Raw genomic sequence first — 26,686 nt, forward strand, 5'->3', positions numbered from 1 at the left:
AAATTTGTATATTTATTCAATATTTCTTGTAGAAGAAAGTCATATACAGCTGCATTAAAAATATTGTCAAGAAAATTGAACCCTTGAGATCAACTTTGTTAAATAAAATTCCATTTTCAATATATTTGATTTATGGTTTTAGGGCATAAAGCTGAATCATATTTTTGTTTTAAACCCAGACCAGACAAGGTTTAGCGAAGTGAAGCCAGAGTCATTTTAACAGCTTAAATTTTTTATTCATCAATGGATTTAAGTTTTAAGGATTCAGTAAATACCAGAGGTATAAAGTTTTTGATTTTAAATTTTATATCGCTGATTTATGAATGACATGCATGGATTCGAGCAAAAAGCATCAAAATATTTTCTCGAATCCATAATGAAAAAATACTCAGTAACAGGATTGAGTATCACCAGTGAAGGAATGGGAAAATGCCTATTTATAATGCGCCGCTAAAAGACATGGAATTTATTTTAAATGATGTGTTTCAGGCCGAAAAATTTTGGCAAGACAATGAAAATCTTGCACATTTAGATATGGCAACTGCAAATGCAATTCTGGAGGAGATGGCTAAGTTTTCCAAGAATGTGATTCTTGATCTGAACCGTCCTGCAGATGAAGAAGGTGGTGCTCAGTTCAATAATGGTGAAGTCAAAACACCTGCAGGTTTTAAAGAAGCTTTCAAACAGTTTGCTGAAGGCGGCTGGGTCGGGTTGGGCGCGCCTGAAGAATGGGGCGGTCAGGGCATGCCAAAAATGCTGACTGTTCTTGCAGACGAAATGATCTGGAGTACTAATCCATCTTTCATGCTTTACCCGCTGTTAACCGTGGGGGCTGGCATGGCGATCAATGACCGTGCTTCGCAGGAACAGAAAGAAACCTATCTGCCAAAATTCTATACAGGTGAATGGTCAGGCACGATGTGTTTGACTGAGCCACATTCAGGGACAGATCTGGGCATTATCAAGACCAAGGCTGAACCCAATGAAGACGATTCATACAACATTATCGGAACTAAAATCTTCATTACCAGCGGTGAACATGATCTGAGTGAAAATATAATTCACTTGGTATTGGCCAAAACACCGAATGCGCCAGCAGGTTCACGCGGTATTTCCCTGTTTATTGTCCCAAAATTCCTGGTCAATGCCGATGGTTCACTCGGTGAGCGCAATGCAGTCGCTGCCGGTTCGATCGAACATAAGATGGGCATTAAAGGTTCAGCAACTTGTGTCATGAACTTTGATGGTGCCAAAGGCTATATGGTGGGCAATGAAAATGAAGGTCTGGCGGGCATGTTCGTGATGATGAACTACGAACGTTTGTCGATGGGGATTCAAGGCATTGGCGCGGCAGAATTTGCTTATCAGAATGCAGCACAGTATGCGACCGACCGTTTACAGGGCCGTGCATCAACCGGTGCAAAATCACCAGAAAAACCAGCCGATTCAATTCTGGTGCATGGTGATGTACGCCGTATGTTGCTGAATGTACGTGCTAATAATGAAGCTTCACGTGCTTTCGCAGTCTATGTCGGTCAGCAGCTGGATATTACCAAATATTCCACTGATCCTGAGGCAGTACGTAAAGCAACCGATCGTGTGGCTTTATTAACGCCTATTGCCAAAGCTTATCTCACCGATAAAGCACTGGATGCTGCACTGGAAGCACAAATGTGCTTCGGTGGTCATGGTTATATTCGTGAATGGGGCATGGAACAATGTATCCGTGACCTGCGCATTTCACAGATCTATGAAGGGACCAATGGCGTGCAGGCGATTGATCTGATCGGCCGTAAAACCACAAAATGCAAAGGTGCTTATATTGCAGAATATATCGCGGAAATTCGCGATTTAGCCGAAGGTCTGGATGATGCCTTAACGATTAAAAAGGCAACCTTAGATACCTGTCAGCAACTGGAAGATATCACCAATTTTATTGTTGAGCAGTCTCAGCAGAATCCTGATTTCGCCAACTCGATTGCTGTGGATTATTTGCACGCTGTAGGTCTGCTGAGCTTTGTTTACATGTACGCACGTATCAGTAAAGCGGCGGCTACCAAAGAAGAGAGCTATTTCCAAAATAAACTGGTACTGGCAAATTACTATATTGCTAAAGTACTCCCGGATTTGAGTGCGAGAATTCAACGCATTCAGGCAGGTGCTGAGCTGGTGATGCAATTACCAGAAGAATATTTCACTGCACAGGCCTAAACCCGCAAATATTGCGAAGGACAAACACTGCACAGATATCACTTTACAGTGTTGATAACGATGATGTTAAAGGATGAGATTAGAATGATTGTAATTGTAGAAGCTGTACGTACCGCGATGGGCGGTTTTCAAGGCTCACTTTCTAGCTGTACCGCACCAGATTTAGGAGCTGTAGTGATCAAGGAAGCGGTGACACGTGCAGGTCTGGCAGCCAATGATATTGATGAAGTGATCATGGGCTGTGTACTGCCGGCAGGTTTAAAACAGGGTCCGGCACGTCAGGCCATGCGTCAGGCAGGTTTGCCAGATTCAACCGGTGCGACTACGATCAATAAAATTTGTGGTTCAGGCATGAAAGCGGTGATGCAAGCTGCGGATGCGATCAAGGCCGGTTCTGCAGAAATCGTAGTGGCGGGCGGTATGGAATCCATGTCGAACGCACCGTACTTAATGGATAGAGCTCGTGCCGGTTTCCGTATGGGCCACGGGAAAGTGACCGATCATATGTTCCAGGAAGGTCTGGAAGATGCTGAAACAGGTCTGTCGATGGGAATCTTGGCACAAGAAATGGCGGACAAAAAAGGCTATACCCGTGAACAACAGGATGATTATGCGATTGGCTCTTTAAATAAAGCCGTGACTGCCGTTCAGCAGGGCTTCTTCAAAGATGAAATCGTGCCAATTACAGTCAGCACGCGTAAAGGCGATGTGGTGGTTGAGCAGGATGAACAACCACTGAATGCCAAAGCAGACAAAATCCCATCTTTACGTCCGGCATTTAAAAAAGACGGTACGATTACTGCGGCAAATGCCAGTTCAATTTCCGATGGTGCTTCCGCATTGGTTGTAACATCGAGCGAGATTGCAGTACAGCGTAGCCTGAAACCTCTAGCGAATATTCTGGCTTATGCCAGCCATTCACAACATCCATCAGAATTCACGATTGCACCGGTGGGGGCAATTGAAAAAGTACTGAAGAAAACTGGCTGGAATGCAGCTGATGTGGATCTATGGGAAATTAATGAAGCTTTCGCGATGGTAACCATGGCAGCGATTGATGCCTTTGAACTGGATCCTGCCAAAGTGAATATTAATGGTGGTGCTTGCGCTCTAGGTCATCCACTGGGCTCTTCAGGTTCCCGTATCATTGTGACCCTGATTCATGCCTTGAAACGTACTGGCGGCAAAAAAGGTATTGCAGCGCTATGTATCGGTGGCGGTGAAGCAACAGCGATTGCGGTAGAACTGGTTTAAGTTTATTTAGATTAGATGGCGATGCTTTTGGTAATAAGCTAAGAGTATCGCTTAATTTATTGAAATAGTATTAAGCCCAAAATAAAGCCTGTGGATCACGGGCTTTATTTATATTGTATTAGATAAATATTTTAGTTCTGAATCAGACGTGGGTTATTAAAAACTTTATCCAATATATGCCGATGAATGAAACGCAGTTTATCTTTCACAGCTTCAGTCAGCTTAAAGGGGTAAGCATCCTCCAGACCCATACTGCGGTTTAAGGCATTTAAATTAAAGGTCAGGGTGACCCAGTTTTCCAGGATATGTTCAAAATCCTGTCCACCAATCGGGCATTCTTTAAAGTCCATACTGGCCAGATTTCGGCCATTACCTTCCACGCGTAAGCCAGCATAAAATGCCGTTTCCAGCGTTTCCATGATATGCAGATAATGCGACCAGGTTTCAGCCCAGTCTTCCCACGGGTGTGCGGTGGCATAGGGACTAATATATTTTTCATGCCAGTTAATAGGCGCACCCTGATTATAGTGCCTCTCTAGTGCTTCACTATAATTTTGCCGCTCATCTCCAAAATAATGGCGAAGTTCATCCAGTAATTCCGGATGTAGGTGCTGGATGAGATTAAAATAAAAATGCCCACTTTCATGACGAAAATGCCCTAATAAGGTTCTGTAGTTTTCACCCATATTGACCCGGGTGGTTTCACGATAAACCACATCGGCCTCAAAGGCATTTAAGGTAATTACACCATTGGCATGGCCGGTAAGTACTGGCTTGTCTTTTTCAGGAAGAAGAAAATCAAAACGCAAACCCAATGGATCATCATCCGAATGTTTTGGACGAGGCATAATGTTCATACGTTGGGTCAGATACAGAAAACGGCGTTTGGCTTCCTCCAGCCGATACCAGTAAATCATGTTTTCGGCATTTTCCAGATTTGGAATTACATGAGTCAGCTGGCAGGATTCGCAAAAATCTTCCTCATCATCTGCAGGGATCATCCAGTTACATACCTGATGATGGGTATAGTTATAACAAGGTTTATAACGGGAATGTTGATACTTTTTAGCAACCGGAACCCACTCCTGAGCATTCAGCTTTTTAAATGTCGTCATTTCTTTTTCGGAGGCGATATAGCCGATAGAGGAAAGGCAGTGATCACATACGAATTTGGCGAAAAAGATCTGCTTTTCGCAAACTGGACATTCAAAATATTTCATCGATACTCCCTGCGAAATGAATGAATTACAATGGATTGCTGAAACTCTGTAATTTATATTCAGATTGCATTGCGGAATTTTATCCTGTTTAAAAATTCATCATAAAAATTTCTTAAAAAACACTATGTTGATTAATTGTAAAATGCATGTGATCGATTATTCATTAGATTATAGTTTAGTGACTGTTTATAGAAGAAAAGCTGACAGAAATAAAAAAACCGATGAACTGACTTATGTATTTTTTTCTTAAATAAAAACGAGAGTATCAATTTAAAAAAACTGAATAATGCAAACTATAAAAAATTAGAGATCAAAAATTATTGAAAAAAATTGATTGAATAGCGTTTTTCATAAAACCTAATTGGTATACTGATGAAACATCTTCGGTCTCTTAAAATAGAAGAGCCTTTTATTATAAGTTAATCAAAGATGAGGAGTTACTTTCTTATTTTTTAAGCATAGTTGGAATCTGAGAAATCAATTTCACCCTTATTAAACTGATAAATTTTAATTATTTTTGAATTAGAAAATTAAACTTTTAGCTATTAGCCATTATATCATTTTTAATTAGTCATAGATTGTACTAAGGCATAGAATTAATTCACTTTTACGGCATTAATGATCAGGGTATGGCAATCAGCTGGGTTTTCTTTACTTTAATGGCTGCATTTATGCAGGCCTGGCGAAATGCCTTTCAAAAACAGCTTAGTACCACTGTCGATATCTGGGGCGTGACGCTGGCGCGTTTCCTGTTTGGATTGCCTCTGGCTGGACTTTATATCGCGACTTTATACCACTTCAAACCGGTAGAAAGTGTAGTGCATTTTACCCCGAAGTATTGGATCTATATTCTGATTGCCGGTATCAGCCAAATTCTGGCAACCGCCTTGATGGTGCAGCTGTTTAAACAGAAAAATTATGCGATTGGCGTTGGACTGGCAAAAAGTGAAGCGATTCTGGCAGCCATTATCGGAGTGATTTTCCTGTCAGATCATCTTTCTGCACTGGCATGGATCGGTGTGCTGATCGGCGGTTATGCGGTATTCCTGCTGAGTAAGGGCAATCAGATCACTGGTTTATCCACCAAGACTTTAGCCATCGGCATCGGCAGCGGTTTGAGCTTTGCTATTACTTCACTCTTGGTACGTGAAGCCAGTCTGGAACTAGCGATGTTGCCAACCGTGCATCGTGCTTCATGGGTACTGATTTCAGTGATTGGTTTCCAGTGTATCAGTATGCTGATCTATTTAAGCTTGTTTAGCCGCACAACCTTAGTTGCCATGTGGCAACGTTTGGGACTTACGTTTAAAGTCAGCTTCTGCAGCTTTATGGCCTCCCTTGGGTGGTTTACCGCCATGAGTATGATGAGCGTGCCAATCGTGAAAACCTTGGGACAAATCGAAATCCTGTTCAGTTTGCTGATTTCAGCTTATTTCTTTAAAGAAAAACTGGCGCGTGCCGAGCATTGGGGCTTGGGACTGGTGGTGATTGCAGCGATGCTGGTGATCTGGGCTTAACGAATAAAAGAAAAGCCACGATATATCGTGGCTTTTTTATAAGAATAAATTTAAGCAGCAAGAAAAGTTTGTACGGCCTGATTAAAGGCTTCCGGCTGTTCAATATTGGAAATATGCGAAGCATTAATTTCAAACAACCGGCTATTCGCAATACGTTGCTGCATAAACTGGCCATCTGCAACAGTCGTCACAGGATCCTGCTGACCCGCAATAATCAGCACAGGGATTTGAATGCTGCTAAGTTGTTCGCGGACATCCGCCTTAGCCAGAGCTTCACAGCAGTTTGCATAGCCTTCTGGGCTGCCAGCTCCGAGGTCGTTTGAAAGTTCTGCAACGACTGCCGGGTTGCTCTGGATAAAGGGATCGGTAAACCAGCGTAATGCCGCAGTTGCAGCAATCGGAGCAAGACCTTGCTCACAGACAAGCGCAGCACGGTCTTGCCATGCCTGTTTCTGGCCAATTTTGGCTGCAGTATTGCAGACAATCACGTGGCTAAAAAGTTCTGGCTTATGAATCGCCAACCATTGACCGGTTAAGCCACCCATAGAAATACCACAGAATGCTACTTTTGCAATATTCAAATGATCCAGAAGATTCACGACATCCTGACCCAACTGTTCCAAGCTATATGGGCCTTGTGGCGCAGATGATGCACCATGACCACGGGTGTCATAGCAGATTACGTAATGATCCTGCTGGAAATGTTCAATCTGTGGCTGCCACATGCTGTATTTGGTGCCCAGTGAATTGGAAAATATCAATGCAGGTTTGTTGGCATCCCCAAAAGTCTGGTAATTAATCTGGGCATCATTTGATGTAAATGTTGGCATTTGTTATTCCTTTTATTTCCTTCTAAAAGTTCCTCCCTGAACAAGGCATAAGCACTGCTTAAGCCTTGTGCAAGAAAGGGAGGTTAGGAGGGATTTTTTAAACACGTTCAATAATCAGCGCGATACCTTGACCCACACCAATACACATAGAGCAGAGGGCATATTTACCGCCAGTCTGTTCCAGCTGGTTCAAGGCAGTGGTCACCAGACGGGCACCGGAAGCACCGAGTGGATGACCAATTGCAATAGCACCGCCATTTGGGTTTACATGCGCAGCATTATCTGGAAGGCCAAGGTCACGAGTAACGGCCAGTGCCTGTGCAGCAAAGGCTTCATTCAGTTCAATGACATCCATCTGATCTAGTGTCAAACCGGTCTGGGCCAGTAGCTTTCTAATCGCTGGTGCCGGACCAAAGCCCATAATGCGTGGTTCAACACCGACAACCGTTGAGCCAATAATTTTGGCACGCACTTCTAGGCCATATTCAGCAACAGCTTCATCAGAGGCAATCAGGAGTGCCGCTGCACCATCGTTAATGCCAGAAGCATTGCCGGCAGTCACCGTACCATCCGCTTTTACAACTGGTTTTAGCTTAGTTAAACCTTCTAATGTTGTAGAAGCACGTGGATGTTCATCTGTATCAACAACCACAGGTTCGCCTTTACGCTGAGGAATAACTACCGGAATGATTTCATTTTTAAAGAAACCTTTGGCCTGCGCCGCTGCAGTACGTTGCTGGCTGGTCAGGGCAAACTTGTCTTGATCTTCACGGTTGATATTGAACTGTGCTGCCACATTTTCCGCAGTTTCCGGCATGGTTTCAACGCCATACAGTTCCTTCAGTTTCGGGTTGATAAAACGCCAGCCCATGGTAGTGTCTTCAAGCTTGTGAGTACGGCCATAAGCGGTTTCAGACTTACCCATCACCAGCGGTGCACGTGACATGGATTCCACACCACCAGCCATAATCAGATCGGCTTCACCGGCTTTAATGGCACGAGCCGCAATGGCTACCGCATCGAGTGATGAACCGCAAAGACGGTTGATCGTAGTTGCCGGTACCTGATAAGGCACTCCTGCGAGCAAAGCGGACATACGACCCACGTTGCGGTTATCTTCACCGGCCTGGTTGGCACAGCCATAGATGATGTCATCCACTTTTTCCCAGTTGATACTTGGGTTACGTTCCATCAAAGCCTTAATCGGAATCGCACCCAGGTCATCGGCACGGACAGGGGCCAGGCCACCGGCATAGCGGCCGAATGGGGTACGGATGGCATCGATAATATATGCATTTTTCATTGTTTCTATTTCCAGTTCTCTAATCCCTCCTGACCTCCCTTTGATAAAGGGAGGAGAGCTTCCGTCATATATTTTCGAAAGTCCCCCTTTCTTGCACATTGACTTAAAGCAGTGCTTAAGTCTTGTTCAGGGGATATAGGGGGATTTAATTTTCCTTTATTACTTAATCCTGTGTCGCATCAATCAATGTTGCACCCGTCATCGACTGCAATTCTTCAAATGACAGACCTTCAACTTTTTCAATCACTTTCATGCCTTCAGCCGTGACATCAATCACACACAGATCGGTATAAATACGGTCTACACATTTCAGGCCAGTGGCAGGATAAGTCAGTTCAGCCACGATCTTCGGTTCATCTTTTTTAGTGACATGATCGGTAGTGATAAAGACTTTCTTGGCACCGACGGCCAGATCCATCGCGCCACCGACAGCAGGAATTGCATCCGGTGCACCAGTATGCCAGTTGGCCAAATCACCATTTTCAGCGACCTGGAATGCCCCCAAGACTGCGATATCTAAGTGACCACCACGCATCATCGCAAAAGAATCCCCATGATGGAAAAATGCACCTCCAGTCAGCATAGTCACAAATTCTTTACCGGCATTAATCAGCTCAGGGTCTTCTTCACCTTTGGCAGGTGGCGGACCGAAAGCCAGCAGGCCATTTTCAGAATGCAGGAAAACATCCTTGTCTGCTGGTAGATAGCTGGCAATCTTGGTCGGCAGGCCAATACCAAGGTTGACATAGGCACCATCCGGAATGTCCTGGGCAACACGTTCAGCAATCTGGTCACGGGTCAGTTTGTTATAGCTCATCAATCTTCTCCTTATCCGTAATTACTGTGCCGGTTGAACTTGAACAACGTGTTGAACAAAAATTCCCGGGGTGATGATGTGCTCTGGATCCAGTGCACCCAGTTCAACCACTTCAGAAACCTGAGCAATGGTCACATCTGCTGCCATTGCCATGATCGGGCCAAAGTTACGCGCAGATTTACGGTAGACCAGATTGCCCCAACGGTCGCCTTTAGAGGCTTTAATTAAAGCAAAGTCAGCTTTAATTGGATTTTCTAAAACGTAGTCTTTACCTTCGTAGTTCATAGTTGGTTTGCCTTCCGCCAGCAAGGTACCAAAACCGGTAGGCGTGTAGATTGGACCTAAGCCCATACCTGCTGCCTGAATACGGCAAGCCAGATTACCTTGTGGTACCAGTTCCAGCTCAATTTTTCCAGCACGATAGAGTTCGTCAAATACCCAGGAATCAGACTGACGCGGGAAAGAGCAGATGATTTTACGGACAGCGCCAGCTTTAAGCAGTTTTGCCAGACCATAATCGCCATTACCGGCATTGTTGTTGACAATAATCAGGTCTTTAATACCCAGTTCGATCAGGCCATCAATCAGTTCTGCTGGCTGACCTGCTGTGCCAAAGCCGCCGATCATGATGGTCGAACCATCCTTGATCTGGGAAAGTGCTGCTTTCAGTGATAATGAACTTTTATCTATCATAATCTTGTCCTTGCATGTCCTAATCTGATGAAGGGCTATTACTTATTTTGAATCTGAAGCAACAGCAGTGAGGGTAGCAGGCCTTTTCTTTGTCAGGAGAAAATGAGCCAAAAGGCCGATACAGATGCCCCAGAAAACTGAGCTCAGGCCGAGTACACTCATGCCTGAGGCAGTTGCTAAAAATGTAATTAGGGCGGCTTCGCGCTGCTGTTCGGTTTGCATGGCAACTGTCAGGTTGGTCGAAATCGCACCCAATAAGGCCAGTCCAGCCAGTGCTGCAATCAGTTCTTTCGGGAACAGACTGAACAGCATCACGATACTGCCTGCAAACAGGCCACCTAAAATGTAAAACAGGCCATTACATACACCTGCGATATAACGTTTTTCTGGTAATTCGTGCGCATCTTTACCTATGCAAAGTGCTGCAGTAATTGAACCCAGAACTGTGGTAATACCACCAACCCAGGCCACTGCCAGAGAGGTAATACTGGCTATGGTAATAATGGGTTTGGCCGGAATTTGATACCCGCTGATTTTTAATAAGCTCATCCCCGGCAAAAACTGACCAGACAGGCTGACCAGAATCAGGGGGAGTGCCAGGTTAAAGGTCGATGACCAGGTCCATTCCGGCTGAATCAGTTGCGGAATGGCCAGATTGAAGTCCATGCTGACTGGCTGAAACTGACCGAGAATCAGGCTTAAACAGACACCAGCCGCCAATACCCATAACATGGCATAACGGGGATTCAGCCGTTTGGCGACTAAAAACACCAGCAACATGCCAAGTACGATCACGGGCATATTGTCTGTGGCACTAAACAGGCCCAAACCGAAATTCACCAGAATGCCGGCCATCATTCCTGCGGCAACCGCTTGTGGAATCAGCGCCAGCAATTTATCGAAATAGCCACTAATGCCAATTACAAACAGCACCACAGCCGTAGTGATATAGGCTGCAATCGCTTCATTCAGTGAAATATCGGGAAATAAGGTCACTAAAAGCGCTGTACCAGGAGCTGACCAAGCCATCACAATCGGCACTTTGAACCTGATGGATAAATAAATACTGGAAACAGCAGCACCTATGGAAATCCCCCAGATCCAGGAAATCATCATGGCTGCAGACACTTGTGCCTGCTGGGCCGCCTGGAAAAAAATAATCAGGGGACCGGCATAAGAAATCAGTACTGCTAAAAATCCTGCAACAGTGGCTGAAATCGACCAGTCATTTTTTAAGGTTTGAAACAGGTGACTCATTGGCAATATGCCTCCTTGCGTCTAGCAATGATCCTGTTGATCTGTTGTGATCTGGATTAACCCAGATCGCCACCACCGACAGGTACTACCGTACCGGTCATATAGGACGATTCATCCGAAGCCAGGAATAAAATGGCATTCACTTGTTCCTGAATCGTGCCGTAACGTCCCAGGAAAGTACGGTCAATAGTTTGATCCACCACTTGCTGCATCCATACTTTTTCAGTTTCCGTTAATGGATTGGCATTACGTGGAACCTTACGTGGCGGTGCTTCCGTACCACCCGTTGCAACGGCGTTGACACGAATCCCGTCTTTGGCATGTTCAAAGGCAAGAGCAGCAGTCAAGCCGTTAACTCCACCTTTAGAAGCCGAATAAGGCACCCGGTTAATGCCACGGGTTGCAATTGACGATACGTTTACAATGGTGCCATGCTGCTGCTTGATCATTTGCGGTAGCACTGCACGGCAGCACCACATGGTTGGGAACAATGAGCGGTTCACTTCTTTGATGATTTCTTCTTCAGAAAATTCTTCAAAAGGTTTCATCCAGATCGCACCGCCAACATTGTTGATCAGCACATCAATACGTCCATAGGTCTCTAGTGCTTTGCCCATGACAGCTTCGGCACCGGCATAGGTTTCCAGATTAGCCTTGACGATAATGGCATCACCGCCAGCCGCTTCGATTTCTGCCAGGGTTTCCTGCACATAGTCCGAAATATCGGCCAATACTACTTGTGCGCCTTCAGCAGCAGCCTGGATGGCTACACCGCGGCCGATGCCTTGGGCAGCACCGGTCACGATCACGACTTTATTTAAAAATCTTTGACGTTCGGTCATGTCGAAATATCCCTCAATCAGTTGGCAGAGAATTTTTCAAACAGGAAGCTGGCAGGTTTGACGCCTTCCGCATCCAGCCAACCGCGAACTGCTTCAACCATTGGCACCGGACCACACAGGTAGATATCGACATCGCCACCATTTAACCATTCATTTTCAATATGACCGGTCACATAACCTTTACGCTCATGTGTAGATTCTGGATTTGCGACCACCGTGCGATATTCGAACCATGGGAATTTGTCCTGTAGTTCATTCAGCTTTTCAATTGCGACCAGGTCAAAGTCATTGGTCACTCCAAAGACCAGACGTACTGGATGTTCAGACCCTTTTTCTTCTAGAACTTGCAGCATAGACAGGAATGGGGCAATCCCGGTACCGCCTGCTAGCATCAATACTGGACGGGTCACATTACGCAGATAGAAGCTGCCGAATGGACCGGTAAAGATCATTTTGTCACCCGTTTTTGCATCAGCGCTGAGGAAACTCGACATTTTGCCGTTAGGGACATTACGAACTACAAAACCAGTTAAACGGTTACCCGGTTTAGAGCTAAATGAATAAGAACGTGTTTCGGTGCTTCCAGGAATACCGACATTGACATACTGACCGGCCAGAAAATGGATATCTGGTTGACCATCATCGAGTTGAATATCAAAGGTAATTGTGGAATCAGACAGATTTTCTACACGGGCCAACGTACCTTGAAATGCGTGAATCTCGGTTTTGCAGACATCAGATGAGGCCTGGATCTGGAACACGGCATCCGAAGTCGGCTTACATTGGCAAGCCAGAATAAATCCTTCTGCAGCTTCTTCTGGAGTTAGTGCATCTTCAATATACATTTCTTCAGGCATGTCATACGCACCTGATTCACAAAAAGCGCGGCACGTTCCACATGCACCGTCACGGCAATCTAGAGGGATATTGATCTTTTGACGGTAAGCTGCATCGGACAGGGTTTCGCCTTGGGCAACACTAATAAAACGTGTAACGCCATCTTCAAATTGGAGTGCAACATTGTGGTTTGACATGGCTGAATATCCTATATAAATCTTTGAAACTTAGCCTTTCAGCCATATTTCCCTGGCTGAAAGGCTTTTTGACCTTGCTGTCGAAACAGTCTTAGAGGTGATAAATGTCGATAACCTGGTTGATGTAATCGTTTTTCAGCACCACGTATTTGCTTAAAATCTGTGGTTTTTCGCCTGAAAAATCGATCACATAACGAGACATACCGAAGTAGCTGTAACTGGTTTTGTAACGGAAACTCAGGGTATTCCAGTTAAAGCGCACAGTGACCTTGTCACCATCACGTTCCACAATTTCAATATTGCAGATGTTGTGGCTGGTACGGGTATCCGGCATGGTGGCAGATGAACGTTCTGTCTTGATCCGGAACACCCGGTCTTCCAGGCCCTGACGGTCAGGGTAGTAGATCAGTGAGATTTCAGACTGTGGATCCTCAGTCAGACGGTCATCATCATCCCAAGCTGGCATCCAGAAAGAAGCAGTAGGGGCGTAGCACTGTAACCAGTCATCCCATTGCTCATCATCTAAAAAGCGGGCTTCCTGATACAGGAACTGTGCAATATTTTCTAAAGTGATGTCGCTCATGCGGTTTCTCCTTCAGTGCTTGCAGCAATTTCTTTTTCGGTCGCAATGCCTCTTTTGATCAGTTCTAGCCAGTACTGGTGTTGTGCCAGATATAAGCCTTCATCTTCAGTTTTAATGCCGGACAGTTTTGGTTTCAGGCCAATTTCATTGGCTGCATCATCGGGCCCTTGAATCCAGTGCTTAGAACCACGACACATGTCATTCCATTCCAGCGCGATCCCGGCATAACCAGCCTGACAGGCACGGAATTCTTCCAGATCGTCCGGCGTTGCCATACCAGAAGCATTAAAGAAATCTTCATACTGACGGATACGGCGAGTGCGTGCTTCCGGCTCTTCACCGACAGGACCGATACAGTAAATAGTCACTTCAGTCTTATCGACAGAGATCGGACGCAGGACACGGATTTGTGAGCCAAACTGATCCATAAAATAAACGTTTGGATAGATACACAGGTTACGTGAACGTTCGATCATCCATTTCGCCATCGCTTCACCGTATTTCTCAGTGTATTCGTCTTTCTTGGCGAAGTTTGGGCGGTCTTCCGGGTTAGCCCATTGTGTCCAAAGCAGCATGTGACCATGTTCAAAGCCATATGAACCACCGCCTTGTTTACCCCAGGCACCTGCGCTCATGGCACGAATATTATCGCCAGCTTCTTTTTCCTTACGTTGCTGAGTGGTCGCGGCGTAGTTCCAGTGCACAGCAGAGACGTGATAACCATCGGCACCGTTTTCTGCAGTCAGCTTCCAGTTACCTTCATAGGTATAAGTCGATGAACCACGTAAAACTTCCAGACCTTGTTCAGACTGACCCACGATCATATCGATAATCTTGGTAGCTTCGCCCAGGTATTCTTCCAGAGATGGAACATCAGGATTCAGGCTGCCAAACAAGAAGCCTTTGTAATTTTCAAAACGGGCTACTTTTTTCAGGTCATGAGAACCGTCTTGGTTAAAGCAATCTGAATAGCCTGCATCAGCTGGATCTTTCACTTTTAACAGCTTGCCCGAGTTATTAAATGTCCAGCCATGGAATGGGCAGGTATAGGTTGCTTTATTACCACGTTTGTAGCGGCAGAGCTGTGCACCGCGGTGTGAGCAGGCATTGATCATGGCATTCAGTTCGCCATTACGATTACGTGCAATGATGATTGGTTGACGGCCAATATGGGTTGTGTAGTAATCGTTGTTATTCGGAATTTGGCTCTCATGGGCCAGATAAACCCAGTTTCCTTCAAAAATGTATTTCATTTCCAGATCAAATAGGGCTTGATCAGTAAATACGGAACGGTGCAGTTTAAATTCACCAGATTCAAAATCATCGACCAGTAATTCATCAATACGGTCTAAATGGCTGGTGTTAATTACAGGAATACGAGGCATGTCCAGTCTCCGACTTTCCAAGGAGGGGAAGTCATCGGGATGTTGCTCAGACTGACATCCCGATTCCATTTTGAATTAAGCGCTTGCGCGACGACGTTCTACTTCAGTGCTTGGCGCTGCAGCTTGGTCTTTCACCAGTTCAATATTGAACTGGATATGTTTGAATGGACCATTTAAACCGCGGCGTGCGATTTCAGCTTCATCGGTCACATCATCAGCAGTTGCGACCAGACCATCACGTGTGGCGAATGCAAAGTCATCCCACAGGTATTGATCACCTTCGATGTTGAACTGTGTGGTTAACTTGCGGTAACCCGGTGCAGATACGAAGTAATGCACATGAGATGGGCGGTTACCGTGACGACCTAATTTGTCCAGTACGAACTGGGTAGTACCTTCAGGTGGGCAGCCATAACCGACCGGCATGGTGGTCAGAGCAACATATTTACCGTCTTGATCGGTAAAGATAGAACGGCGCAGGTTAAAGTCAGATTGCGACTTGTCAAAGAAAGAATAGTTGCCCAGGCTATTGGCATGCCAGACTTCAACTTTTGCACCTTCAATGATGTTACCGTCAGTATCGGTCACTGTGCCTTCAATAATCAGGGTCGGAATTTTGCCTTCTTCAGAACCGTCATCCATACGCGCAAAACCAACTGACTCAGGTGCACCTGCAACATACAGCGGGCCTTCGATGGTACGTGGTGTACCACCTGTAATGCCTGCTTTGGCATCTGCTTCATCCGCGCGTAAGTCTAAGTAATGTTCCAGACCAAGACCTGCAGCCAGTAAGCCTAATTCATTAGCTTGACCTGCATCAGTAAAGTATTCCAGACCTTTCCAGAGTTCAGTCTGAGAAATATCAAGATCTTCAATAGCCTGGAAAAGATCACCTAATAAACGTACAACAACTTGTTGTACACGCTCATCGACTGGTCCTGTCGCTGTATCGACATTCATTTTTTTAACCAGTGCATCAATTTCTTGGCGGTTCATACTATTGCTCCTAAAGTATGTTTTCATATTTTAGTGGCGCATGTTTTAGCATTCATTTGGCTGGCTAAATCTTGCTGGCCACAAGTCCTTTTGGATTACCCTCAGGTGTATGGGTGGGGAGGATTTTTTTTATTTCCATTCCCGAATTTATTCATTACTTGTCATCATCCCGAATCGATGATGGATGGCGGTTCAATGCGATAACTTCGATGTTCATATACGGGTAGAGTGGCAAGCCCTGTAGCAAGTTGTGCAACTCTTCATTGCTTTCAACATCAAAAATACTGATGTTTGAATACTGCCCGGTGATACGCCAGATATGACGCCACTTACCCTGACGTTGCAGATCCTGTGAATAGGCTTTTTCGACAGCCTTAATTTCATTGGCCTGTTCAAACGGCATATCTTTTGGAATGTTGACGTCCATTCGTACTTGGAAAAGCATGGGATTCTCCTGGAATTATTGACGACGCAAGTTGTCAATTTTGTTTTCATCCAGCTCAATACCCAGACCTGGTCCTTTCGGAATCTCAAGTTCAAAGTTTTGATACTGGAGTGGGGTTTTTAAAATATCTTCAGTCAGTAGCAGGGGGCCAAACAGTTCGGTGCCATAAGCGAGACTTTCAAAAGTCGAGAAGGCATGGGCAGAGGCGATGGTGCCCACCGGGCCTTCCAGCATGGTGCCGCCATACAGGTCGATACCAGCCAGCTGTGCCACTTTTGCAACTTCACAGCCTTCAATCAGGCCACCAGACTGCGCCACTTTGACTGCAAAAACTGATGAGCCATGCTGACGTGCGATCTGATAAGCAGATTGCGGACCCATCAAGGATTCATCCGCCATGATGGCGATATCAAAACGCTGAGTCAGACGTCGCATTGCATCCAGATTGTCAATGGCGCACGGCTGTTCAATCAGATCAATGCCGCCGTCCTGGAGTAACTGAATACCTTTAATCGCGTCCAGCTCTGACCAGGCACGGTTGACGTCTACACGGATTGAAATGTCTTTGCCCAATGCCTGTTTAATGGCAAGCACGTGTTCAACATCCTGTTCCACTGGACGAGAACCAATTTTCAGTTTGAAAATATTGTGGCGTTTGGCCTCAATCATTTTCTGGGCTTCAGCAATGTCTTTCTCGGTATTGCCAGATGCCAGTACCCACAGCACTGGTACGCTGTTACGTAAACGTCCACCTAGAATTTCACTCAGTGGCTGGTTCAGACGTTGTGCCTGAATATCCAGTAGCGCAGTTTGAATGGCACATTTGGCAAAACGGTTACCATTAATATTCTTTTTGATGGCTCGTAATGTCTGTGCAACATTCAAACCCAATAATGTTTTCAGAAGCGGTGCAAAGTAAGTCTCAATATTCACTTTGACACTTTCTGGGCTTTCTTCACCGTAGCCTAAACCACCAATAGTGGTGGCTTCGCCCCAACCCACATAGCCGTCTTCGGTGGTGATTTTGACCAGGACCAGTGTCTGGGTTTGCATGGTTGCGACAGCCATCTTGTGAGGACGGATCGTCGGTATTTGAACCAGCAAGGTTTCAACTGACTTATACATAATTACGCTTCACATTCTTGCTTTAATGTTTTGACTTGATATACCTTAAAAGAATAATCTTAATTGGTCTAAGATAGATTTAGCATTTTTTTATACTTTAAAGGTATGCAGGAATATGGAACTCAGGCATTTGCGTTACTTTGTCGCAGTCGTCGAAGAACAAAGTTTTACCAAGGCGGCAGAAAAACTGTTTATTGCTCAACCACCTTTAAGCAGACAGATACAAAATCTGGAACAGGAACTGGATATTCAGCTCTTTGAAAGAGGTAGCCGACCGCTTAAGACCACAGAAGCAGGTCAATTCTTCTACCAGCATGCGGTTAAACTTTTGTCTAATGCGGAAGAAATCAAATCGATGACCAAGCGGATTGGTATCGCGGATCGCACCATCAGTATTGGTTTTGTTGGCTCGTTATTGTTCGGTTTGCTATCGCGTATTGTGTTTTTATTTAAGCAGCAACATCCCCAGCTCAAAATTGAGATGGTTGAAATGAATACTTCAGAGCAGATTCAGGCACTTAAGGAAGGGCGGATTGATGTCGGTTTTGGACGCTTGAGAATTTCAGATCCAGCAGTGAAACGGGTGTTGCTGCGTGAAGAAAGACTCATGGTCGCTGCGCATTCCAGCCATTTTTTCTCGCAACGAGATGGCGTGAACCTGGCTGAACTGGTGGATCAGCCACTCTTTTTATACCCGAATAATGGTAAGGCTAATTTTTCTACCCAGGTGCGCGGTATATTTTCTGAGTATGGACTAGAGCCGAAAAATATCCGTGCAGTTAGTGAATTGCAACTGGCGCTGGGTTTTGTGGCTGCTGGAGAGGGTGTTTGTGTCGTGCCGGAAAGTGCCCAGAATATTCGTCTGGCTCATTTAAACTTTATCCCTTTATTAGATGAATTTGCGGTCAGTCCGGTCTTTATGGCGATTCGTAACATGGATGAAAGTGAATATATTCGTTATCTGTTTGATGCGGTCTATCAGGTCTATGATCTTGAAGCGATTAAATATGATCGTGCGGTGTTTTAAACAAGATTAAAAACTTTTTAGATGCTATATAAAATAGGTGAAATTATTATTTAATGACTGAATTAAAGTCGTTTTATTCGGATGAATATCATTAAGGCATAGTAAATAAAGCCTTTTCTTGAAGGCAGACTTTATAGGTATAGAAGCATGCCTATTCAGTTTTGGACATTTATGGACATCTTCTGCATTGTGAATCTCATAAATTGAACTTCACAATTAGGAGGTGAAGATGTCTACAAATAAAGTGAATATAAATACGCTGATCGATGAAGCAAAGTTCACACCTTTTCAATGGGGCGTCCTGATCTGGTGTTTGCTGATCATTATTTTTGACGGTTATGACCTGGTGATTTACGGCGTAGCGTTACCGCTACTGATGCAGGAATGGTCACTCAGTGCAGTACAGGCCGGCATGTTAGCCAGCACCGCCTTGTTCGGTATGATGTTTGGAGCCATGAGCTTCGGGACCTTATCGGATAAACTGGGACGTAAAAAAACCATCATGATCTGTGTCGCGATCTTTAGTGGTTTTACGTTTATCGGTGCCTTTGCAACATCACCTGTCGAATTCGGAATTCTACGTTTTCTTGCCGGACTTGGTATTGGTGGTGTGATGCCCAACGTTGTTGCCCTGATGACGGAATACGCACCGAAGCGGATTCGCAGCACGCTGGTTGCTTTAATGTTTAGTGGTTATGCGATCGGCGGCATGACATCTGCCTTACTTGGCGCATGGCTGGTGCCACAGTTTGGCTGGAAAATCATGTTTTTACTTGCGGGCACTCCTTTACTGTTCCTGCCGATACTCTGGAAATATTTACCAGAATCATTGATGTATCTGACTAATAAGCAGCAGACTGCTCAAGCGCAAAGCATTATTCAGAAAATCTCACCAACACAGGTAATTGGATCTGACACCCAGTTTGTCCTGAATGAAGTGCAAAAAGGCGATGAAGCACCTTTAAAAGCATTATTCCAGCAAGGCCGTACATTTAGTACCTTTATGTTCTGGTTGGCATTTTTTATGTGTCTATTAATGGTTTATGCACTGGGCAGCTGGTTACCAAAACTGATGATCCAGGCTGGATATTCACTGGGTGCCAGCATGATCTTCCTGTTTGCCCTGAATATTGGCGGCATGATCGGAGCTATTGGTGGGGGTTATCTGGCAGACCGTTTCCATATCAAAAAAGTACTAACAATCATGTTTCTTTGCGGGGCAGCTTCTTTAATCCTGCTCGGTTATAACAGTCCGCAATTCGTGCTTTATAGCTTGATTGCAGTGGCCGGTGCAGCAACCATTGGTTCTCAAATCCTGCTCTATACCTTCGTGGCACAATATTATCCATCGACGGTGCGTTCCACCGGCATGGGTTGGGCTTCCGGAATTGGGCGTATCGGTGCGATCGTTGGACCGGTATTGACAGGTGCTTTACTCACCATGAATTTACCGCATCAAATGAACTTCTTTGCAATTGCGATTCCCGGTTTGATTGCTGCGCTGGCAATTTTCCTGGTGAACTTAAAAATGTCTGTAGAAGGTCAAGCCCTTGCTACACCTGATATTCGTACTGATTCTCTCGCTGAAAAAGCAAGTTAATGGATTAAATATCAATTAATAAAGAAAACACTTCTAATGATAGAGATCGCCATCGTAAGCGGCGGTGATCTGTTGCTAGAATCGAGACGCATAATAAAAAAGTGAGTTTAGGATGAACACGGAACAATTATTTAATAATCAAACAATCACATTAAAACGCACGGTTCTGATGAGCATGATGGCAATGAGTTTAGGGGGCCTTAGCTTGTCTACCCAGGCACAAACTCCAGCTCAGTCCAATCAGCAGGAAATTGAGCAGTTGCGTCAAGAGGTTCAAGCTTTACGTGCCTTGATTGAACAGCAGCAGACTCAGACAGCTGCTGTGACTGCACCTGTAGCGGCAACGCCGGCACCTGCAAATACAGCAGTAGCTCCTACTAGCAAACCTGTGATGAAAATTGCCAGTGGGGCCGAGTTTAATTTATACGGTAATATCCGTGCTGATGCCTCTTATCAGGCTGAAGGCGGTGCAGCGACACGTATCTATAACCAGATTAATGCGGTACCTCTTGAAGGCACAGGTGAACGCAGTGATGAGTTTAAGTCCACGCTTTCAGCCACCCGTTTAGGGATGGATTTTAAAGCGCCCGTGGGTGCTGGGGATAAGGCCTTAAGTGGTAAGATTGAGGTCGATTTCCTGGGTGGAGCTGGTTTTGATAACCTGCGTATCCGTCATGCCTATATCAGCTATGCTGACTGGTTAATTGGTCAAACCTGGTCAAACTTTGCAACTCCGGACTATATACCTGAGACGGTAGATGCACTGGTTTATGCCGGTGGTTCAATTAAACGGACACCTCAGATTCGTCATACCAGTACTTTGAGTCCAGCGACCAATCTGGTGCTTGCAGTAGAAGATCCGAAAGATGCGACCATTACGGGAATCAAACAGCGTTTACCTGCCTTAACAGCACGCTTAAACCACAAATTTGCGGATAATCTTTCTGTCAGTGCGCGTGCGATGGGGAATGAAAAACGCGTGAATGAAGATGAAAAAACTGCATGGGGTGTAGGTTTAGGCGCGAAATATGAGTTTGTTCCAGGCACCAGCCTTAAGGCAGATTATTATCATGTCAAAGGTGATAGCAGTTTTGTCTCTTATGCTAATCCAGGTGTCGTTACAGCTGCTAATGGAGATCTTCTACAGAGTGAATTCGACTCAATTACAGTCGGTCTAACGCAGCAGTTTAATGATAAATTGCGTGGCACAGTAGGCTATGGTTATATGAATTTCGACCAAGATAATGGATATCTTGCTGCTCCTGGCCTGAATCTAACAGCAGTGAACAAAGACCTTTGGCAGGCTTGGGCCAATGTGTTCTATAACCCTACAAAACCGCTGAGTTTTGGCCTGGAATATGTCTATGGCGAACGTGAAGCATTGGGTGCTGCACTAAATGGCAGTACAAAAGGTGAAGATAACCGAGTGAATGCCGTTGCAATTTACAGTTTCTAAGCTCTATCGATTTTACATAAGAAACCTTAAGCGTGGATGAATTAATCCGCGCTTTTTGCATGATTCAGGATCACCTTTGCCAGCACATCGACAGCGTTTTCTATCTCAGAGGTCCAGTCAAATGAACAGTTCAGGCGAATATAATTCTGGCTGGTATGTTCCGGTTTAAACAGCAAAGCGGGGGCAATGGCAATATTATACTGAATCAGCTGTTCATATAAAACTTGGCCATCCAGCTGTTCCGGCAATTTGATCCAGAGAAAATACCCACTAGAATAATAATAAATTTCACAGACTGAATCTAAACGCGCTTTAAGTTCCTGATAAAACTTTTGCTTATACTTTTCCAGCTGCTGTTTTAAATGGCGCAAATGCTTTTCATAATGATGATGGGACAGAAAATCAACCAGTGCATTTTGTAATAGCGGACTAACAGTTAACGTACTCATGAGCTGTAAATGCTGGATTGCATCGGAAAATGGGCCAGCGAAAACCCAGCCGACCCGCGCACCCATGCCCAAGGTTTTGGAAAATGAAGAGCAGTGCAGTACCCGTTGATGTTGATCAAAATATTTTACGGAAACCGGTTTATAAGCGCCGTAATTTAGTTCCTGATAGACATCATCTTCAATCAGATATACCTGATATTCATTCAACAGTTCCGCAATTCTTTGCTTGATCTCTGAATTTACCGTAAAGCCAATCGGATTATGCACATTCAGCATCAGCCAGCAAACTTTGATCGGGTACTGTTTAAGTGCTTGTTCAAATGATTCCAGGTCAAAACCAAAATGTGGATGTTCAGGGATTGTGATGACTTGCAGGCCTAAACGTTCAGCCGCCTGCCAGGCACCATAAAAAATGGTTTGCTGGAGCAGGATAAAATCACCAGGTTGAGTCAAAGCCTGTAAAGACAGATTAAGGGCTTCCAATGCACCAGAAGTAATGACAATGTCATCCGAAGTGCAGTTTATGCCTTGTAACTGATAGCGGTTGGCAATCAGTTGGCGTAATTCCTGATTACCCGGTGGCATATGATTTTGATGGCTATAACTGCTTTTTCTTTTGCTATGCTGCGCCAGAATCTGCATAAACCGGCTGTTATATAACAGTTCAGCATTTGGAAAAGCTGAACCAAAAGGCGCAATATTTGGGGTTTGCAGTGACTTTAAATAATTAAATACCACAGAGTTGATTTTAATTTTGGAATTTAAGCCAATTTGTACCGCAGGTTCTTTGCTGTTATAGGTTTGAGGTCGCTTCGCAATATAGTAGCCAGATTTATCTTTGGCATAGACTAATCCTTGCGATTCAAGCACCTGATAGGCATTAAGCACCGTCATCAGGCTATAGCCGGACAGTTCAGTCTGTTCCCGCAATGAAGGTAATTTGTCATGCGCCTTCCATGCGCCATTTTCAATCATCTGGCGAATATTCTGGGCCAGCTTTTCAGATTTGAACATAAGAAAATAAGATCTAAACTGTACTAATATAATCAGGATTATATTATGAATAGGTTGTTAAAATATAACAAATGAAGAAAAACAGTGGCTAACTGTTATATTTTTTTTAATGAATATTGTATCTATACAGCTGATTTAGGTCTGCTGATAATAAAGCTCATAACGCCAGACCAACCTATGGGTGATCATATGAATTCAGAAGACAACAAAGCACCAAAATATGCGGATAGCAGTATTTCTGATGCAGCATTCAAGAAGATGATTCTCTGGTTTGCACTTTATGCCGGTTTATTCTGCCTAGGCGTTATCTTTGTAGTAAATGCAGACAAAATTATGATGAGCGGCTTTTAAAATTCTCTCCCTGAACACTATCATCGCCCCAATCTAAATTGGGGCTTTTTTTATGGCACACATTACCAGTTTTATTTTCTGCTTTTTTCTGCATCCACTTTATGACTTTGTCACAATTTGACACTCACAAAGTCATATTTCCTTGCTAGATTCAGACTGTTTGATGATAAAAATGAATACAGGCTTTTCGCCAGCGCATCATACAGAAATAACAACGATATAACAGATGGACAAATAGCAAGGATAAAGGAGTGAAGCATGCTCGGAAATATGATGTTCCAGCCCTTACTGATCAGCAGCATGATTGAACATGCCGGCCGTTATCATGCCGATACCGAGATCATTTCTAAAAATACTGATACCAGCATTAAAAAGACCAATTGGGGAGAAATCCGGGAAAACTCGAAACGTTTTGCCAATGTATTACAGCAATTCGGTCTGACACTCGGCGACCGGGTTGCAACCATTGCCTGGAATAATCATCGACATCTAGAATCTTGGTATGCCATTTCGGGAAGTGGACTGGTTTGCCATACCATTAACCCGCGCTTATTTCCGGAACAGCTGGTATTTATTATCAATGATGCTGCCGATCGGATACTGCTGTTTGATAAAACCTTTGCACCTTTGATTAAAGCCGTCAAACCGTTATTAAAAACTGTAGAACAGTATATCTGTCTGGATGCTGAAGATTCCGCGATTCGTGAAGCCATTCCGGAAGTTCAGTTTTATGATGATTTGCTTGCCCAGCAATCTGCAGAATTTGACTGGCCTGAACTGGATGAAAATACAGCGAGTTCACTGTGTTATACCTCCGGTACGACCGGAAATCCAAAAGGGGTTTTATATAGTCATCGTTCAACAGTATTGCATAGTTACGCCATTATCATGCCGGATTCCCTGAATGTGGCAGCGCGTGACATCATGCTGCCGGTGGTACCAATGTTCCATGTCAATGCCTGGGGAACCCCATATGCCGCTGCCATGGTCGGTTGTACCTTGGTGCTGCCGGGGCCGGGCCTGGATGGAGCCAGTCTGGTCAATCTGATTGATACGTATAAAGTATCTGTAGCTTTAGGCGTTCCAACGATCTGGCAAGGGCTGATTGCGGCTGCCCAGCAAAGTGGTTCAAAACTGGAAAGCCTGAAACGGAATGTGGTCGGTGGTTCTGCCTGTCCACCGGCGATGCTGAAAACCTTTAAAGAGCAGTTTAACTGTGAAACCATTCATGCCTGGGGGATGACTGAAACCAGTCCACTCGGTAGTGCCAATCAGCTAAAAACCAAACACCTTGATCTGGCGGATGAAGAAAAAATGCAGATTCGTCTGTCTCAAGGTCGTCCACCGTTTGGCGTTGATTTACGTTTAACCGATGAAGAAAAAGGAACTCAGGAAATTGCCCGAGATGGTGAAACCATAGGGAATCTACAAATTAAAGGGCATTGGATCATTGATCATTATTTTGGCAAGGAAGAATCTGCACTCACAGCAGATGGCTGGTTTGATACCGGAGATATTGCTACCTTAAATGAAGATGGCTTTATGAAGCTGTGTGATCGCTCCAAAGATCTGATCAAGTCAGGCGGTGAATGGATCTCTTCAGTCGATCTTGAAAATATGGCCATGGGACATCCTGAAATTGCCATGGCTGCCGTGATTGCGGCACAGCATCCTAAATGGGATGAGCGTCCCGTTCTAATTGCAATTAAAAAGCCAGAGAGTCATGTGAGTGAAGCCGAAATTCTGGATTACTATGCGGACAAGGTCGCAAAATGGCAGATCCCGGATCGCGTAATTTTTGTAGATTCTATTCCATTAAGTGGAACCGGCAAGATGCTGAAAAAAGACCTGCGTGAACTTTATGGTTCTATCTTGCTGGAACAGGCCGTAGGTTAAGCTATTTTTTTAAAAGGTAAATTTTTGCCTTTTTAACTCACCCAATATTTAAAACAGAAACTGATCTCTTATATAGAGGTCAGTTTTTTATGTGTTTTTGCTAAAAATATACAGACCAAAAAAGCAATTTATTCAGTTCATACAGTTTTAACAGCACTTTCTGGCTAGGATTGTCTTACAAAAAGCTCAACAATGGTTTTTAAACACATAATTTGACCTAGATTGACATGGTGTGAGCTTCAGAATTCTTTATTCTAGACTACATAATAAATAGACAGTTGTACATTAATGCTGTCTGCGGAATAGAGGGGGATAAAAATGACAAGTATGACAACCTACAAGCCGCATTGGATTCGTGAAGATTTCATTGATTTTGTTGGTGAAAAAATCCATCCAACCTGGGCACTCAAAAAAGTCAAAGCATCGATCGTGAATATTCAGGCGGTCAGCCCGGACTTTTTCAAAATCCAGTTACGTCCAAATTATAACTTTAATCGCGGGTCATTTCAGGCGGGTCAAAATATCGCGGTGACTCTGCGTCTGGATGGAGTACGTCATGAACGTCATTATTCTATCGTGACCATTTTAAAAAATGGTGATGTGATTATTGCAGTCAAGCAGCAAGGTAAAGTGTCACGTGCCCTAACTTTATTGCAACTGGGTGCAGTGGTCGAGCTGTCTCAGCCACAGGGCGAATTTACCTTATTAAACTCTCCTAAACCGATTCTGTTTCTGGCATCAGGCAGTGGCCTTACAGCAATTTATTCCTTATTGCAAAAAGCAGTCGTGCAGTTTCAGCATCCGATTGATCTGATCTATTTTACCCGTGATGATGCATTTCATGCCGAGATCAAAACCTTGGCGTTAATGCATCCTCATCTGAAATATCATCATTTTAATACAGTCGAGCATAAGCAGCATCTGAGCCAGCAATTGCTAAACAAGCTGGTACCAGATTTTGAACAGCGTGAAATCTATGCCTGTGGTTCCGCGGGAATGATGAAAACTGCACTCAAGATTGCCGATAAACTGGCGGTGAAATCCAGCTTTCATTCTGAATATTTCCAGATTGCAATGGATGAAAAAGCGAAAGCACAGCCTGTACAGTTTTTAAGATCGCATCAGGAATTCCAGGCAGAATCTAATCTGCTGGAAAGTGCAGAACAGGCGGGTCTTCGTCCAGCGCATGGTTGTCGTATGGGCATTTGTAATACTTGCTCATGTACCAAAGTCAGCGGTTCAGTGAAAAACATGCTGACGGGTGAGATCGACCACGGCAGCAATACTCCAATCAAACTTTGTATTTCACAGGCCGTCAGTCCTGTGGTGATTAATTTATAAGCTATTTTAACCATTACTAAACGAATAAGAAGGTGCTCCC

Annotated in this window: 23 protein-coding genes; 9 read left to right on the forward strand and 14 right to left on the reverse strand. The window is 44.4% G+C overall.

The window, feature by feature from the left end; all coding sequences use genetic code 11:
- Positions 1–429: 429 nt before the first annotated feature.
- Both RJ01_RS10415 and RJ01_RS10420 read left to right on the forward strand, forming a co-directional pair.
- On the forward strand, positions 430–2,211 hold the full coding sequence (locus RJ01_RS10415) for an acyl-CoA dehydrogenase C-terminal domain-containing protein (RefSeq protein ID WP_034171015.1): 1,782 nt from the start codon (positions 430–432) through the stop codon (positions 2,209–2,211).
- Between the two features lie 78 nt (positions 2,212–2,289).
- On the forward strand, positions 2,290–3,465 hold the full coding sequence (locus RJ01_RS10420; protein ID WP_171248468.1) for a thiolase family protein: 1,176 nt from the start codon (positions 2,290–2,292) through the stop codon (positions 3,463–3,465).
- A 131-nt stretch (positions 3,466–3,596) separates the two neighbouring features.
- Here the strand turns inward: RJ01_RS10420 and RJ01_RS10425 are convergent, their stop codons facing one another.
- Positions 3,597–4,685, reverse strand: coding sequence for a putative zinc-binding metallopeptidase (locus RJ01_RS10425; protein ID WP_004785614.1), 1,089 nt, complete (start codon positions 4,683–4,685; stop codon positions 3,597–3,599).
- Positions 4,686–5,314: 629 nt separating this feature from the next.
- Here RJ01_RS10425 and RJ01_RS10430 point away from each other — a divergent pair.
- Entirely contained in the window at positions 5,315–6,202 is an 888-nt protein-coding gene (locus RJ01_RS10430; protein ID WP_004785615.1) for a DMT family transporter, read from the forward strand.
- Positions 6,203–6,252: 50 nt separating this feature from the next.
- Here the strand turns inward: RJ01_RS10430 and pcaD are convergent, their stop codons facing one another.
- The 12 genes from pcaD to RJ01_RS10490 all read right to left on the reverse strand — a co-directional run bounded on the left by pcaD (position 6,253) and on the right by RJ01_RS10490 (position 17,512).
- Complete coding sequence (pcaD, locus tag RJ01_RS10435; RefSeq protein ID WP_034171017.1) at positions 6,253–7,032, reverse strand: 3-oxoadipate enol-lactonase; 780 nt, start codon at positions 7,030–7,032, stop codon at positions 6,253–6,255.
- Between the two features lie 97 nt (positions 7,033–7,129).
- Entirely contained in the window at positions 7,130–8,335 is a 1,206-nt protein-coding gene (pcaF, locus tag RJ01_RS10440; protein ID WP_034171018.1) for a 3-oxoadipyl-CoA thiolase, read from the reverse strand.
- Positions 8,336–8,498: 163 nt separating this feature from the next.
- Positions 8,499–9,152 carry a 3-oxoacid CoA-transferase subunit B gene (locus tag RJ01_RS10445; protein ID WP_034171019.1) on the reverse strand — a complete coding sequence of 218 codons (654 nt, stop codon included), beginning with the start codon at positions 9,150–9,152 and terminating at the stop codon, positions 8,499–8,501.
- A 21-nt stretch (positions 9,153–9,173) separates the two neighbouring features.
- Complete coding sequence (locus RJ01_RS10450; protein WP_034171020.1) at positions 9,174–9,845, reverse strand: 3-oxoacid CoA-transferase subunit A; 672 nt, start codon at positions 9,843–9,845, stop codon at positions 9,174–9,176.
- A gap of 42 nt (positions 9,846–9,887) precedes the next feature.
- Positions 9,888–11,102, reverse strand: coding sequence for a benzoate/H(+) symporter BenE (gene benE / locus RJ01_RS10455; protein ID WP_034171021.1), 1,215 nt, complete (start codon positions 11,100–11,102; stop codon positions 9,888–9,890).
- A gap of 56 nt (positions 11,103–11,158) precedes the next feature.
- Positions 11,159–11,944, reverse strand: coding sequence for a benzoate diol dehydrogenase BenD (gene benD / locus RJ01_RS10460; protein ID WP_034171022.1), 786 nt, complete (start codon positions 11,942–11,944; stop codon positions 11,159–11,161).
- Positions 11,945–11,961: 17 nt separating this feature from the next.
- Positions 11,962–12,978 carry a benzoate 1,2-dioxygenase electron transfer component BenC gene (gene benC, locus RJ01_RS10465; protein WP_034171023.1) on the reverse strand — a complete coding sequence of 339 codons (1,017 nt, stop codon included), beginning with the start codon at positions 12,976–12,978 and terminating at the stop codon, positions 11,962–11,964.
- Between the two features lie 91 nt (positions 12,979–13,069).
- The gene (gene benB / locus RJ01_RS10470; RefSeq protein WP_004785632.1) at positions 13,070–13,561 is read right to left on the reverse strand and encodes a benzoate 1,2-dioxygenase small subunit; all 492 of its coding nucleotides are present in this window, start codon (positions 13,559–13,561) and stop codon (positions 13,070–13,072) included.
- On the reverse strand, positions 13,558–14,946 hold the full coding sequence (gene benA / locus RJ01_RS10475) for a benzoate 1,2-dioxygenase large subunit (RefSeq protein WP_034171024.1): 1,389 nt from the start codon (positions 14,944–14,946) through the stop codon (positions 13,558–13,560). The genes benB and benA overlap by 4 nt, the downstream gene beginning before the upstream one ends.
- 75 nt (positions 14,947–15,021) lie before the next feature.
- The gene (gene catA / locus RJ01_RS10480) at positions 15,022–15,942 is read right to left on the reverse strand and encodes a catechol 1,2-dioxygenase (RefSeq protein WP_005235786.1); all 921 of its coding nucleotides are present in this window, start codon (positions 15,940–15,942) and stop codon (positions 15,022–15,024) included.
- A 154-nt stretch (positions 15,943–16,096) separates the two neighbouring features.
- On the reverse strand, positions 16,097–16,387 hold the full coding sequence (gene catC / locus RJ01_RS10485; protein WP_034171025.1) for a muconolactone Delta-isomerase: 291 nt from the start codon (positions 16,385–16,387) through the stop codon (positions 16,097–16,099).
- A gap of 15 nt (positions 16,388–16,402) precedes the next feature.
- Positions 16,403–17,512, reverse strand: coding sequence for a muconate/chloromuconate family cycloisomerase (locus RJ01_RS10490; protein ID WP_034171026.1), 1,110 nt, complete (start codon positions 17,510–17,512; stop codon positions 16,403–16,405).
- A gap of 115 nt (positions 17,513–17,627) precedes the next feature.
- On the opposite strand from RJ01_RS10490, the gene RJ01_RS10495 reads away from it, so the two are divergent.
- From RJ01_RS10495 to RJ01_RS10505, 3 genes are all read left to right on the forward strand, one after another.
- The gene (locus RJ01_RS10495) at positions 17,628–18,539 is read left to right on the forward strand and encodes a LysR family transcriptional regulator (RefSeq protein ID WP_034171027.1); all 912 of its coding nucleotides are present in this window, start codon (positions 17,628–17,630) and stop codon (positions 18,537–18,539) included.
- A 229-nt stretch (positions 18,540–18,768) separates the two neighbouring features.
- On the forward strand, positions 18,769–20,139 hold the full coding sequence (locus RJ01_RS10500; protein ID WP_034171028.1) for an MFS transporter: 1,371 nt from the start codon (positions 18,769–18,771) through the stop codon (positions 20,137–20,139).
- Positions 20,140–20,251: 112 nt separating this feature from the next.
- Positions 20,252–21,595 carry a DcaP family trimeric outer membrane transporter gene (locus RJ01_RS10505; protein ID WP_034171029.1) on the forward strand — a complete coding sequence of 448 codons (1,344 nt, stop codon included), beginning with the start codon at positions 20,252–20,254 and terminating at the stop codon, positions 21,593–21,595.
- A gap of 41 nt (positions 21,596–21,636) precedes the next feature.
- Here the strand turns inward: RJ01_RS10505 and RJ01_RS10510 are convergent, their stop codons facing one another.
- Positions 21,637–23,058, reverse strand: a complete 1,422-nt coding sequence (locus tag RJ01_RS10510; protein ID WP_034171030.1) for a PLP-dependent aminotransferase family protein — start codon at positions 23,056–23,058, stop codon at positions 21,637–21,639.
- Positions 23,059–23,247: 189 nt separating this feature from the next.
- On the opposite strand from RJ01_RS10510, the gene RJ01_RS16395 reads away from it, so the two are divergent.
- The 3 genes from RJ01_RS16395 (at position 23,248) to RJ01_RS10525 (ending at position 26,646) form a co-directional block, all read left to right on the forward strand.
- Positions 23,248–23,409, forward strand: a complete 162-nt coding sequence (locus RJ01_RS16395) for a hypothetical protein (RefSeq protein ID WP_162835335.1) — start codon at positions 23,248–23,250, stop codon at positions 23,407–23,409.
- Positions 23,410–23,667: 258 nt separating this feature from the next.
- Positions 23,668–25,305, forward strand: coding sequence for a long-chain-fatty-acid--CoA ligase (locus RJ01_RS10520; RefSeq protein ID WP_005235773.1), 1,638 nt, complete (start codon positions 23,668–23,670; stop codon positions 25,303–25,305).
- A 318-nt stretch (positions 25,306–25,623) separates the two neighbouring features.
- Entirely contained in the window at positions 25,624–26,646 is a 1,023-nt protein-coding gene (locus tag RJ01_RS10525; RefSeq protein ID WP_034171031.1) for a flavin reductase family protein, read from the forward strand.
- Positions 26,647–26,686 lie beyond the last annotated feature (40 nt).

The sequence above is a fragment of the Acinetobacter sp. YZS-X1-1 genome (assembly GCF_000804305.1).
Taxonomy (GTDB): Bacteria; Pseudomonadota; Gammaproteobacteria; order Pseudomonadales; family Moraxellaceae; genus Acinetobacter; species Acinetobacter variabilis.